This is a genomic window from Scandinavium tedordense, assembly GCF_024764965.1.
GTDB lineage: Bacteria > Pseudomonadota > Gammaproteobacteria > Enterobacterales > Enterobacteriaceae > Scandinavium > Scandinavium tedordense.
The window spans coordinates 337,101-350,435 of the sequence record NZ_JALIGG010000055.1; the positions used below are offsets into that span (position 1 = coordinate 337,101).

The 13,335-nt window shown below is 55.9% G+C and carries 9 protein-coding genes; 8 read left to right on the forward strand and 1 reads right to left on the reverse strand.

Annotated elements, in window-relative coordinates:
* Positions 1–120: 120 nt before the first annotated feature.
* From glgB to glgP, 5 genes are read left to right on the forward strand one after another with little or no spacing between them, the layout of a single operon-like run.
* Positions 121–2,307, forward strand: a complete 2,187-nt coding sequence (glgB, locus tag MUU46_RS12530; protein WP_258965683.1) for a 1,4-alpha-glucan branching enzyme — start codon at positions 121–123, stop codon at positions 2,305–2,307.
* Positions 2,304–4,292, forward strand: a complete 1,989-nt coding sequence (glgX, locus tag MUU46_RS12535) for a glycogen debranching protein GlgX (protein WP_258965684.1) — start codon at positions 2,304–2,306, stop codon at positions 4,290–4,292. Before glgB ends, glgX begins: the two co-directional genes overlap by 4 nt.
* A 22-nt stretch (positions 4,293–4,314) precedes the next feature.
* Entirely contained in the window at positions 4,315–5,598 is a 1,284-nt protein-coding gene (gene glgC / locus MUU46_RS12540) for a glucose-1-phosphate adenylyltransferase (protein WP_159757551.1), read from the forward strand.
* Positions 5,599–5,609: 11 nt separating this feature from the next.
* Positions 5,610–7,043, forward strand: coding sequence for a glycogen synthase GlgA (gene glgA, locus MUU46_RS12545; RefSeq protein ID WP_159757554.1), 1,434 nt, complete (start codon positions 5,610–5,612; stop codon positions 7,041–7,043).
* Positions 7,044–7,060: 17 nt separating this feature from the next.
* On the forward strand, positions 7,061–9,508 hold the full coding sequence (gene glgP, locus MUU46_RS12550; RefSeq protein WP_159757557.1) for a glycogen phosphorylase: 2,448 nt from the start codon (positions 7,061–7,063) through the stop codon (positions 9,506–9,508).
* A gap of 79 nt (positions 9,509–9,587) precedes the next feature.
* Here the strand turns inward: glgP and glpD are convergent, their stop codons facing one another.
* Entirely contained in the window at positions 9,588–11,096 is a 1,509-nt protein-coding gene (glpD, locus tag MUU46_RS12555) for a glycerol-3-phosphate dehydrogenase (protein ID WP_258965685.1), read from the reverse strand.
* A gap of 191 nt (positions 11,097–11,287) precedes the next feature.
* Between glpD and glpE the strand changes: the two genes are divergently transcribed.
* From glpE to MUU46_RS12570, 3 genes are read left to right on the forward strand one after another with little or no spacing between them, the layout of a single operon-like run.
* Positions 11,288–11,614 (forward strand): thiosulfate sulfurtransferase GlpE, encoded by a 327-nt coding sequence (glpE, locus tag MUU46_RS12560; RefSeq protein WP_159757563.1) that lies wholly within the window; start codon positions 11,288–11,290, stop codon positions 11,612–11,614.
* A 44-nt stretch (positions 11,615–11,658) separates the two neighbouring features.
* Positions 11,659–12,489, forward strand: a complete 831-nt coding sequence (gene glpG, locus MUU46_RS12565; RefSeq protein ID WP_159757566.1) for a rhomboid family intramembrane serine protease GlpG — start codon at positions 11,659–11,661, stop codon at positions 12,487–12,489.
* A gap of 18 nt (positions 12,490–12,507) precedes the next feature.
* Positions 12,508–13,266, forward strand: coding sequence for a DeoR/GlpR family transcriptional regulator (locus MUU46_RS12570; protein ID WP_159757570.1), 759 nt, complete (start codon positions 12,508–12,510; stop codon positions 13,264–13,266).
* The last annotated feature ends 69 nt before the right edge of the window (positions 13,267–13,335 follow it).

Genomic DNA, 13,335 nt, shown 5'->3' on the forward strand with positions numbered 1-13,335 from the left:
GAGGTTTTTCCCTGAGGGTGGGATGGCGCAGAAAAGGAAGCACACTGGCTGCGTTGTTCAGGTCAAAAAAAAGTCGCTACAGGTACTGGAAACAGCGGCACCTATAACAGGATGAATAGCATGTCCGATCGTATTGAGAAAGACGTGATTAATGCTCTTATTGCTGGCCATTTTGCGGATCCGTTTTCCGTGCTTGGCATGCATTGCACCGATGCGGGACTGGAAGTCCGTGCCCTGTTACCTGACGCCACCGAGGTGTGGGTCGTCGAACCGAAAACCGGACGCAAGATAGGGCAGCTCGACTGCCTTGACTCGCGCGGTTTCTTCTGCGGCGTCATGCCGCGCCGTAAAAACATCTTCCGCTATCAGCTGGCTGTGCTTTGGCACGGGCAGCAAAATCTCATTGATGACCCTTACAGTTTCGGCCCGCTGTTGCAGGAGATGGACGCCTGGCTGCTATCGGAAGGCACGCATCTGCGGCCCTACGAAACATTGGGGGCGCATGCCGCGACAATGGACGGCATAACCGGCACGCGTTTTTCCGTCTGGGCACCGAATGCACGCCGCGTGTCGGTGGTCGGACAGTTCAACTACTGGGACGGTCGCCGCCATCCGATGCGCCTGCGGGCGGAGTCGGGCATTTGGGAGCTATTCATTCCCGGGGCGCATAACGGTCAGCTGTATAAATTCGAAATGATCGATGCCCACGGCGAGCTGCGGATCAAAGCCGACCCGTACGCCTTCGAAGCGCAAATGCGTCCGGAAACGGCGTCGCTGATTTGCGGGCTGCCAGAAAAAATCGAGCAGCCGGAATCCCGGCGGAATGCGAATAATTTTGATGCGCCGATTGCAATTTATGAGGTGCATCTCGGTTCCTGGCGCCGTCACACGGACAACAACTTCTGGCTGAGCTACCGCGAGCTGGCGGATCAGTTGGTGCCATACGCCAAATGGATGGGCTTCACCCATCTGGAACTGTTACCGATTAACGAGCATCCGTTCGATGGTAGCTGGGGTTATCAGCCCACCGGGTTGTATGCGCCCACACGTCGATTCGGCACGCGGGAAGATTTCCGCTATTTCATCAATGCGGCGCACAACGCCGGGCTCAACGTCATTCTCGACTGGGTGCCGGGCCATTTCCCATCCGATGATTTTGCGCTGGCGAAATTTGACGGCACCGAGCTGTACGAGCACAGCGATCCGCGCGAAGGCTACCATCAGGACTGGAATACCCTGATTTACAACTATGGCCGTCGCGAAGTGCAGAATTTCCTGGTCGGCAACGCGCTGTACTGGATTGAGCGTTTCGGCATTGATGCCCTGCGCGTGGACGCCGTCGCCTCGATGATCTATCGCGACTACAGCCGAAAAGCGGGCGAATGGGTGCCGAACGAACACGGCGGGCGCGAAAACCTCGAAGCCATTGAATTCTTGCGCAGCACCAACCGCATTCTGGGTGAACAGGTGCCGGGTGCGGTGAGCATGGCAGAAGAGTCCACCGACTTTGCGGGCGTCTCACGTCCACCGGACATGGGCGGGCTGGGCTTCTGGTACAAATGGAACCTGGGCTGGATGCACGACACCCTCGACTACATGAAGCTCGACCCGGTGTACCGCAAACATCATCATGACAAACTGACCTTCGGCATGTTGTACAACGGCACCGAAAACTTCGTGCTGCCGCTGTCGCACGACGAAGTGGTCCACGGCAAAAAATCGATTCTTGACCGCATGCCGGGCGACGCGTGGCAGAGGTTCGCCAATCTGCGCGCCTACTACGGCTGGCTGTACGCTTTTCCGGGCAAAAAGCTGCTATTTATGGGCAATGAGTTTGCGCAGGGGCGCGAATGGAATCACGACGCCAGTCTTGACTGGCATCTGCTGAGCGGCGATGACAACTGGCACCACGGCGTGCAGCGGCTGGTGCGTGACCTGAACCTGACTTATCGCCATCACAAGGCGATGCATGAGCTGGATTACGAGAGCTACGGTTTTGAATGGCTGGTGGTGGACGATCATGAGCGCTCGGTGTTTGTGTTCGTGCGCCGTGACCGACAGGGCAACGAAATCATTGTGGCCAGCAACTTCACCCCGGTTCCGCGCCACGAATACCGGTTTGGTATCAACCAGCCTGGGCGCTGGTGCGAAGTGATGAACACCGATTCTATGCATTATCACGGCAGCAATGCAGGAAATGCGGGCGGTGTTCATAGCGATGAGATTGCCAGCCATAACCGTCAGCACTCGCTGTCACTGACGCTGCCGCCGCTGTCAACCATCTGGCTGGTGCGGGAGGGGGAATGACTAAACTCACGGCGGGGAAACCGGCGCCGCTTGGCGCAAGTTACGACGGCAAAGGCGTGAACTTCACACTTTTCTCCGCGCATGCACAGCGGGTTGAGCTCTGTGTATTTGATGAGGACGGCAACGAACGGCGTGAGGATTTACCGGGCCGTGATGGCGACGTGTGGCACGGTTATCTGGCCGATGTACGTCCGGGGCTGCGTTATGGTTTCCGCGTTCACGGGCCGTGGGAGCCGTTGCAGGGGCACCGTTTTAACCCGGCGAAGCTGCTGCTGGATCCGTGCGCGCATCGCGTTGATGGCGAAGCCACGGACGATCCGCTGTTACATGGTGGACACGACAGCCCGGACAGCAGAGACAGCGCCGTGGTTGCGCCGCGATCGGTGGTGGTGGATTTGCATTACGAATGGGGCAAAGACGCTTTCCCGCGCACGCCGTGGGGCAAAACCGTTATCTACGAAGCGCACGTCAAAGGGCTGACGTATTTACATCCCGGTATTCCAAAAGAACTGGCCGGAACCTACGGCGCGCTCGCGCATCCGCTGATGATTGCCTACTTCAAAAAGCTCGGTATCACTGCGCTGGAGCTGCTGCCGGTGGCGCATTTCGCCAGTGAGCCGCGTCTGCAACGGCTGGGGCTGTCTAATTACTGGGGCTATAACCCGTTAGCAATGTTTGCCGTTGACCCGCGCTATGCGAGGTCGGCGAAGAACGCACTAAACGAGTTTCGTGATGCGGTTAAAGCGCTACACGCTGCGGGCATTGAGGTGATTCTCGATATTGTGCTGAACCATAGCGCGGAGATCGATCTCGACGGCCCGACCTTCTCCCTGCGCGGAATCGACAACCGTAGCTATTATTGGATAAGGGACGATGGCGATTACCACAACTGGACCGGCTGCGGAAACACCCTGAATCTTAGCACGCCGGGCTCGGTGGAATATTCGCGTCAGTGTCTGCGTTTTTGGGTCGATGAGTGTCATGTCGACGGTTTCCGTTTCGATCTCGCCTCGGTAATGGGCAGAACGCCCGAATTTCGACAGGATGCACCGCTGTTCGAGGCGATTAAAAATGATCCCCATTTGAGCGCGGTGAAGCTGATTGCTGAGCCGTGGGATATCGGTGACGGTGGTTATCAGGTGGGCAACTTCCCACCGCTGTTTGCCGAATGGAACGATCATTTCCGAGATGCGGCCCGGCGCTTTTGGTTACAACAAAGCCTGCCGCTTGGCGAGTTCGCCAGCCGCTTTGCCGCCTCCAGCGACGTGTTCCAGCGTAATGGTCGTTTGCCGTCCGCCTCGGTCAACCTGGTAACGGCGCATGACGGTTTCACCCTGCGCGACTGCGTCTGTTTCAATCAGAAACACAATGAGGCAAACGGAGAAGAAAACCGCGACGGGACCAACAATAACCATAGCTTTAACCATGGTATAGAAGGGTTAGACGGCAGTCTCGATGTGATTGAGCGGCGACGCGCCAGCGTCCATGCCCTGATGGCCTCACTGCTCTTATCACAAGGGACACCGATGATACTGGCCGGCGATGAGCACGGTCATAGCCAGCACGGTAACAACAACGCGTACTGTCAGGACAACGCCTTAACCTGGCTCGACTGGGAAAAGGCTAACGCTGGCATGACGAAATTCACGGCTGCACTCATTCACCTGCGTCAGAAAATCCCGGCGCTGACCGACGATCGTTGGTGGCAGGAGGGCGATGGTAGCGTTTGCTGGCTTAACAAGGACGCGCAGCCGCTGAGTGCGGATGAGTGGCAACACGGTATTCCGCGGATACAAATCCTGCTTTCGGAGAACTGGCTGATTACGCTCAACGCATCGCAGGACGTTGCAGATATTGTATTACCGACAGGGGAATGGCGCGCCATTCCTCCATTCGCCGGAGAGGATAATCCGGTCATCCTGGCTGTCTGGCATGGGCCCGCGCACGGAGTGTGCGTATTCGAAAAGGTCCGCTCGGACGTGTAGCGAGCGAGAAAAGGAGTTAATCATGGTTAGACTTGAAAATTACGATCCTCTGATGTTAGCGCGTCAATTACCGATCAAATCGGTGGCGCTGATCCTCGCCGGTGGGCGCGGAACCCGACTCAAAGACCTGACGACGACCCGCGCCAAACCTGCGGTGCACTTCGGCGGTAAGTTCCGCATCATCGACTTCGCCCTCTCTAACTGTATTAACTCAGGTATTCGCCGCATCGGCGTGATTACCCAATACCAGTCGCACACGCTGGTGCAGCACATTCAGCGCGGCTGGTCGTTTTTCAGCGAAGAAATGAACGAGTTTGTCGATCTGCTTCCTGCTCAACAGCGCGTCAGCGGTGAAAACTGGTATCGCGGTACGGCAGATGCGGTCACCCAAAACCTCGACGTCATACGCCGCTATAAAGCCGAATACATCGTCATCCTCGCGGGTGACCATATCTACAAGCAGGACTACTCGCGGATGCTCATCGACCATGTCGAAAAAGGCGCACGTTGCACCGTGGGCTGCATGCCGGTGCCTGTTGTTGAGGCAACGGCGTTTGGCGTGATGGCGGTGGATAACGAAGACAAAATTATCGACTTCGTTGAAAAACCCGCTAAACCGCCGACTATGCCGGGTGATGACACCAAAGCTCTCGCCAGCATGGGCATCTATATCTTTGATGCTGATTACCTTTATGAGCTTCTGGAAGATGACGATAAAGACGCCAACTCCAGCCATGACTTCGGCAAAGATATCATCCCGAAAATCGTCAAAGTTGGCATGGCATATGCACATCCTTTCCCGTTGTCATGCGTGCAGTCAGACCCGGATGCCGAACCGTACTGGCGCGATGTAGGCACCCTGGAAGCGTACTGGAAAGCCAACCTCGACCTTGCGTCGGTGACGCCTGAACTCGATATGTACGATCAGAACTGGCCGATTCGCACTCATATGGAATCTCTGCCGCCAGCGAAATTCGTGCAGGACCGTTCCGGCAGTCACGGAATGACGCTGAACTCGCTGGTCTCGGGCGGTTGCATTATCTCTGGTTCGGTGGTGGTGCAGTCGGTGCTGTTCCCACGTGTTCGGATCAACTCGTTTTGTAATATTGATTCGGCAGTGTTATTGCCGGATGTCTGGGTCGGGCGCTCGTGTCGTCTGCGCCGCTGCGTTATCGATCGTGCCTGCGTGATACCCGAAGGTCTGGTCATTGGAGAGAATGCGGAAGAAGACGCTCGTCGTTTCTACCGTTCCGAGGAAGGTATTGTGCTGGTCACGCGTGAAATGCTGCGCAAATTGCAGGGCTGACAGGAGCGATAATGCAGGTTTTACATGTATGTTCAGAGATGTTCCCGCTGTTGAAAACCGGTGGTCTGGCGGATGTGATTGGCGCGTTACCGGCGGCCCAAATTGCTGATGGCGTGGATACGCGCGTTTTGCTACCAGCCTTTCCGGATCTTCTGCGTGGCGTGACGGACGCCCAGGTAGTGGCGCGTCGCGATACCTTTGCCGGACCGATTTCGCTGTTGTTCGGCCACTATAAGGGGGTGGGCGTCTATCTGATTGACGCCCCGCACCTTTACGCACGTCCGGGGAGTCCGTACCACGACACCAACCAGTTTGCTTACACCGACAACGTGCTGCGCTTTGCGCTGCTTGGGTGGGTGGGCTGCGAAATGGCCTGCGGGCTGGACCCGTTCTGGCGAGCGGAAATTGTCCATGCGCATGACTGGCATGCGGGGCTGGCTCCGGCATATCTTGCTGCGCGGGGCCATCCAGCAAAGTCCGTCTTTACGGTGCACAACCTGGCCTACCAGGGGATGTTCTACGCGCATCATATGAATGAAATTGACCTGCCGTGGTCGTTCTACAACATGCACGGTCTGGAGTTTAACGGCCAGATTTCGTTCCTGAAAGCCGGACTGTTCTATGCCGATCACATCACGGCGGTGAGCCCGACCTATGCCCGCGAAATTACCGAGCCGCAGTTTGCTTACGGTATGGAAGGGCTGCTGCGTCAACGTCATCAGGAAGGGCGGCTGTCCGGCATTCTGAACGGCGTCGACCCGGAAATATGGAGCCCGGAAAACGACTTGCTGCTGACGGCGCGTTACAACCGCGATCAGCTCGAGGACAAAGCAGAGAACAAGCGCCAACTGCAAATTGCGATGGGGCTGAAAGTGAATGACAAGGTGCCGCTGTTTGCGGTGGTCAGTCGCCTGACCAGTCAGAAAGGGCTGGATTTGGTGCTGGAAGCGCTGCCGGGCTTGCTCGAGCAGGGTGGCCAACTGGCGCTGCTGGGCGCGGGCGATCCGGTACTGCAGGAAGGTTTCCTCGCCGCCGCCGCCGAGCATCCGGGGCAGGTGGGCGTACAGATTGGTTATCACGAAGCGTTCTCGCACCGCATTATGGGTGGGGCGGATGTGATTCTGGTGCCGAGCCGCTTTGAGCCCTGCGGGCTAACGCAGCTTTATGGCCTGAAATACGGCACGCTACCGTTGGTCAGACGCACCGGGGGCCTGGCAGACACCGTGTCCGACAGCTCGCTGGAAAATCTGGCGGACGGTATCGCCAGTGGTTTCGTCTTTGAAGACAGTAATGCCTGGTCGCTGCTAAGGGCTATCCGGCGTGCTTTCGTGTTGTGGTCGCGCCCTTCGCTCTGGCGGTACGTTCAGCGTCAGGCGATGAATATGGATTTTAGCTGGCAAGTCGCGGCGACCTCTTACCGCGAGCTTTATCAACGCTTGATGTAATCACAGGAACCACCGCTATGAATGCACCGATTTCCTATGCTTCCCCCACACTCAGCGTTGAGGCACTGAAACACTCGATTGCCTATAAGCTGATGTTTATCGTCGGGAAAGATCCGGCCATCGCCAATAAACATGAATGGTTGAACGCCACGCTGTTTGCCGTGCGTGACCGCCTCGTCGAACGCTGGCTACGCTCCAATCGCGCGCAGCTATCCCAGGAAGTGAAGCAGGTTTACTACCTGTCGATGGAATTTTTGATTGGGCGCACCCTTTCCAATGCGCTGTTATCGCTTGGTCTTTACGACGACGTCAAAAACGCGCTGGAAGGGATGGGGCTTGACCTTGAAGAGCTGATTGGAGAAGAAAATGATCCCGGCCTCGGTAACGGTGGTCTTGGCCGACTGGCGGCCTGTTTCCTCGATTCGTTGGCAACGCTCGGCCTACCTGGCCGTGGCTACGGCATTCGCTACGATTACGGGATGTTCAAACAAAACATCGTCGACGGGCGGCAAAAAGAGTCCCCGGACTACTGGCTGGAATACGGCAACCCGTGGGAATTTAAGCGCCACAACACCCGTTACACGGTGCGTTTCGGCGGCCGTATTCAGCAGGAAGGTAAAAAATCGCGCTGGGTCGAAACGGAAGAAATCCTCGCCGTCGCTTACGATCAAATTATTCCAGGTTATGACACTGACGCCACCAATACGCTGCGTTTGTGGAACGCGCAGGCCAGCAGCGAAATTAACCTCGGTAAATTCAACCAGGGCGACTACTTCGCGGCGGTGGAAGATAAAAACCATTCCGAGAACGTATCCCGTGTTTTGTACCCGGATGACTCCACCTATTCCGGGCGTGAGCTGCGTCTGCGACAGGAGTATTTCCTCGTCTCGGCAACGGTGCAGGACATTCTGAGCCGTCACTATCAGCTGCATAAAACGTACAGCAATCTGGCGGGCAAAATTGCGATTCACCTTAACGACACGCACCCGGTGCTGTCGATCCCCGAGCTGATGCGCCTGCTTATCGACGAACACAAATTCACGTGGGATGAAGCGTTCGAAATGACCTGTCAGGTCTTCTCTTACACCAACCACACGCTGATGAGTGAAGCGCTGGAAACCTGGCCTGTGGATATGCTGGGCAAAATTCTGCCGCGCCATCTGCAGATCATCTTCGAAATTAACGACTACTTCCTGAAAACATTGCAGGAACAATATCCGAACGACACCGGCTTGCTGAGCCGCACTTCAATCATCGACGAATCCGATGGTCGCCGCGTGCGCATGGCGTGGCTGGCGGTGGTTATCAGCCACAAGGTCAATGGTGTGTCGGAGTTGCACTCCAACCTGATGGTGCAGTCGCTGTTTGCTGATTTCGCCAGCATTTTCCCGATGCGCTTTACCAACGTTACCAACGGCGTCACGCCGCGGCGCTGGCTGGCGCTGGCGAACCCGCCGCTATCCGAAGTGCTGGATGCAAACATTGGGCGAACCTGGCGCACCGATCTCAGTCAGCTCAGTGAGCTGGAACAGCATCTGGATTATCCGCTGGTGAATCAGGCTGTGCATCACGCCAAGCTTGAGAACAAAAAGCGGTTGGCGGAAGTTATCGCTCAGCAGCTGAACGTGGTGGTCAATCCTAAGGCATTGTTTGACGTACAGATTAAACGTATTCACGAGTACAAGCGCCAGCTGATGAACGTGATGCATGTGATAACCCGCTACAACCGTATCAAGGCCGATCCGAGCGCAGAGTGGGTGCCTCGCGTGAATATCTTCGCAGGGAAGGCCGCTTCGGCGTATTACATGGCGAAGCACATCATTCATCTCATCAACGATGTGGCGAAGGTGATTAACAACGATCCGCAGATTGGCGACAAACTGAAAATCGTGTTTATCCCGAACTACAGCGTTAGCCTGGCGCAGGTGATCATCCCGGCGGCCGATCTTTCTGAACAGATTTCACTGGCCGGAACCGAGGCTTCGGGCACCAGTAACATGAAGTTTGCTCTCAACGGCGCACTGACTATCGGCACGCTGGACGGGGCCAACGTCGAAATGCTGGAGCACGTGGGTGCAGAGAATATCTTCATCTTCGGCAATACCGCCGAAGAAGTCGAAGCGTTGCGCGCTAAAGGCTATAAGCCACGTGATTACTATGACAAAGACGAAGAGCTACATCAGGTGCTGACGCAAATCGCCACTGGATTGTTCAGCCCTGAAGAACCGGGGCGCTACCGTGACCTGGTGGATTCGCTTATTAACTTTGGTGATCACTATCAGGTGCTGGCGGATTACCGCAGCTACGTTGACTGTCAGGACAGCGTGGATGAGCTGTATCGCAAGCCGGAAGAGTGGACCAACAAAGCGATGCGTAACATCGCCAACATGGGCTACTTCTCCTCCGACAGAACGATTAAGGAGTATGCGGAACACATCTGGCACATCGATCCGGTGCGCTTGTAACGCTCACTCTCACCCTCACCCTCTCCCTTAGGGAAAGGGTGAGGGTGAGGGGAAATGTCAGAACGAAGGGAGTCGTTACCTACGACGCTAACGACAGTTCAGGCTTTCCCGCGTGTTGTACCAACCACTGTGCGACGCGAGATTGTTCTTCAGCATTGAGCCACATGCCCTGTTTGGTGCGGCGCCAGATGGCGTCGTCCAGACGGCGGACCCACTCGTGTTCCACCAGATAGCGCAGTTCAGCTTCGTAAAACTCATGCCCGAAATGCTCGCCTAAATCGGTAATCTCCTTTGCCTCGCCGAGGATCCACTCGCTGTTGCTGCCATAGGTGCGCGCGAAATGACGCGCCATCCCTTCACTGATAAACGGATAACGACGGCGAAGCTTCGCAGCGTAATCGTCCCGGTCATCGCCAATCTCACCCCCTGGCAGAGTGGTGCCTTTGGTCCACGCCGGGCCGATGCCTTTGTAGTACGGCGTCAGTTTTTCCAGCGCGTGCTCTGCCAGCTTACGATAGGTGGTCAGTTTTCCGCCGAACACGGACAGCAGCGGAGCCTGGCCATTCACATCATGAATATCGAGCGTGTAATCACGGGTGATTGCCTGCGGAGAATCTGACTCATCATCGCAAAGCGGGCGCACGCCGGAATAGGTCCAGGCGATATCGTCCCGGCTGAGCTGCTTCTTAAAGTGCGCGTTGTACGCTTTCAGTAGATAGCTGATTTCGCTCTCTTCGATTTCAACGTTTTTCGGATCGCCTTTGTACTCCACGTCGGTGGTGCCGATGATGGAAAACTCGTCCATCCACGGGATCACAAACACGATGCGCTTATCTTCGTTTTGCAGAATGTAGGCCTGCTTTTGGGTATGCACGCGCGGTACCACGATGTGGCTGCCTTTAATCAGGCGAATGCCGTACGGCGACGGGAGATGCATTCCGTCATCAAAGAACTGTTTCACCCACGGGCCGGTGGCGTTCACCAGGCCGCGCGCGCGCCAGCTGAACGTCTCGCCGGTATCGATATCTTCCGCTTCGACAATCCACAGACCGTTTTCACGGCGCGCAGACGTGGCGCGGGTGCGGGTCAGCACTTCGCCGCCTTTCTTCACCACCATCTGGGCGTTAGCGAGTACCAGCCGCGCATCGTCGACCCAGCAGTCGGAATATTCGAAACCGCGCACGATTTCTGGCTTTAACACCGATTCTGCGCCAAAACGCAATCCGGTGGAGCTCGGCAGACTAGTGCGTTTACCGAGATGATCGTACATGAACAGGCCGATACGGATCATCCACGCCGGACGCAGGTGCGGACGGTGCGGTAAACGAAAACGCATTGGGAAGGCGATGTGTGGGGCCATTTTCAGCAGCACTTCACGTTCGGCCAGCGCTTCGCTCACCAGGCGGAATTCGTAGTGTTCCAGGTAGCGTAGCCCGCCATGGATCAATTTGGAGCTGGCGCTCGAGGTGGCACAGGCTAAATCCTGCGCTTCCAGCATCAGCACGGACAAACCTCGCCCTGCGGCGTCTGCCGCGATACCGGCACCGTTGATGCCACCGCCTATCACAATCAGATCTTTGGTTTCCATGCTGCGCCCTCGTGCACTTTCGTTAAAGTTCATTAATGTTCGTTATCGCTCATAATAGCAAACAAACGCGCACTTGGTAACATCAAAAAAACATTTCAGAGTGATGCATGTAACAAATTAGCGTTTCCCTGCCGTCACAAAGTACACTTGACGGTAAACTTCTCCTCCCGGAATGAATGAAAGAGAGCACCATGGATCAATTTGAATGTATTAACGTAGAAGAAGCCCATCAGAAGCTGCATCAGGGACTGGCTGTGATGGTTGATATTCGCGATCCGCAGAGCTACGCGATGGGCCATACCCCGGGCGCGTTTCATCTGACCAACGACACGCTCGGCGCGTTTATGCAGAATAACGATTTCGAAACATCGGTGATGGTGATGTGCTATCACGGCAACAGCAGCAAAGGTGCGGCGCAATATCTGCTGCAACAGGGCTTTGATCAGGTCTACAGCGTAGATGGCGGCTTTGATGCCTGGCACCGCCATTTTCCAGCGGAAGTGGCACACGGTAACTGAGCAGGTATACTGTCCTCTTTTGTGTGGAATAAGCGACGCCCCGTATGTTGATGATCACCTCCTTTACTAACCCGCGCGTCGCCCAGGCGTTTGTGGACTACATGGCCACCCAGGGCGTTGTGCTGACGATTCAACAGCACACCCAAACCGACGTCTGGCTGGCTGACGAAAGCCAGGCGGCGCGGGTACAAAACGAACTGGCTCGTTTTCTGGAAAACCCAGCTGACCCTCGTTATCTGGCGGCAAGCTGGGAATCCGGGCATACCAACAGCGGGCTGCATTACAATCGCTTTCCTTTTATCGCTACCCTGAAAAGCAATGCCGGGCCGTTGACCTGGCTCATTATGTGCGCCTGCATTCTGGTGTTTATTGTGATGAATGTGGTGGGCGACCAGGCCGTCATGCTCTGGTTGGCGTGGCCGTACGATCCCTCACAGCAGTTCGAACTGTGGCGCTATTTTACCCACGCGTTTATGCACTTCTCGGTGATGCATATCCTCTTCAACCTGTTATGGTGGTGGTATCTCGGCGGGATGGTGGAAAAGCGCATCGGCAGTGGAAAACTGCTGGTGATAACGGTAATCAGCGCCCTGTTAAGCGGCTTTATTCAGCATAAATTCAGCGGCCCGTGGTTCGGCGGCTTATCCGGCGTGGTGTATGCGCTGATGGGTTATGCCTGGCTGCGCGGTGAGCGCGATCCAGAAAGCGGGATTTACCTTCAGCGCGGGCTTATTATCTTTTCGGTTCTGTGGCTGGTCGTGGGTTGGTTGGATCTTTTCGGTATGTCGATTGCCAATGGCGCGCACGTAACGGGCCTGGCAGTAGGGCTGGCAATGGCGTTTGCCGATACGCAGAATGTGCGAAAACGAACATAATAATTCCTGGGATCTAGCATGAAACAAACACAACGTCATGATGCGATTATCGAGCTGGTAAAGAAACAGGGTTATGTCAGCACGGAAGAATTGGTAGAGCAGTTTGCCGTCAGCCCGCAGACAATTCGTCGTGATCTCAACGATCTGGCGGAGCAGAAGATGATCCTGCGCCACCACGGAGGGGCGGCCTTGCCGTCCAGCGCGGTGAACACCTCATGGCAGGACCGACGCGCCACGCAGGCGACGGAAAAAGAGCGTATTGCCCGCAAAGTGGCGAGCCAAATCCCTAACGGCGCGGCGCTGTTTATTGATATCGGCACGACGCCAGAAGCGGTGGCCCATGCGCTGATGGAACATTCCGATCTGCGCATCGTGACTAACAACCTTAACGTCGCGAACACGTTGATGGTGAAAGAGGATTTCCGCGTGATCCTGGCCGGCGGTGAATTACGCAGCCGTGACGGCGGTATTATCGGCGAGGCGACCCTCGATTTCATCTCCCAGTTCCGCCTGGATTACGGCATTCTCGGCATCAGTGGGATCGACAGCGACGGTTCACTGCTGGAGTTTGATTATCATGAAGTGCGCACCAAGCGCGCGATTATTGAGAACTCTCGTCATGTCATGCTGGTGGTGGATCACTCGAAGTTCGGTCGTAATGCGATGGTGAATATGGGCAGCATCAGTCTGGTCGATGCGGTCTACACCGACGTAATGCCGCCAGCGGGTGTGATGCAAGTGATTGTTGAGAATAATATTCAGCTGGAGTTGTGCTGATTCTCCTCACCCTAACCCTCTCCTCAAAGAGGAGAGGGGATAAAAGATAAATCCCCGCGCCATTGGTGA

Excerpts from the sequence above, each read along its gene's own strand:
- glgP (WP_159757557.1), top strand. The coding sequence starts at position 7,061 with ATGAATGCACCGATTTCCTATGCTTCCCCCACACTCAGCGTTGAGGCA.
- glpG (WP_159757566.1), top strand. The coding sequence starts at position 11,659 with ATGTTGATGATCACCTCCTTTACTAACCCGCGCGTCGCCCAGGCGTTT.
- glgX (WP_258965684.1), top strand. The coding sequence starts at position 2,304 with ATGACTAAACTCACGGCGGGGAAACCGGCGCCGCTTGGCGCAAGTTAC.
- glpE (WP_159757563.1), top strand. The coding sequence starts at position 11,288 with ATGGATCAATTTGAATGTATTAACGTAGAAGAAGCCCATCAGAAGCTG.
- glgA (WP_159757554.1), top strand. The coding sequence starts at position 5,610 with ATGCAGGTTTTACATGTATGTTCAGAGATGTTCCCGCTGTTGAAAACC.
- glgB (WP_258965683.1), top strand. The coding sequence starts at position 121 with ATGTCCGATCGTATTGAGAAAGACGTGATTAATGCTCTTATTGCTGGC.
- glpD (WP_258965685.1), bottom strand. The coding sequence starts at position 11,096 with ATGGAAACCAAAGATCTGATTGTGATAGGCGGTGGCATCAACGGTGCC.
- MUU46_RS12570 (WP_159757570.1), top strand. The coding sequence starts at position 12,508 with ATGAAACAAACACAACGTCATGATGCGATTATCGAGCTGGTAAAGAAA.
- glgC (WP_159757551.1), top strand. The coding sequence starts at position 4,315 with ATGGTTAGACTTGAAAATTACGATCCTCTGATGTTAGCGCGTCAATTA.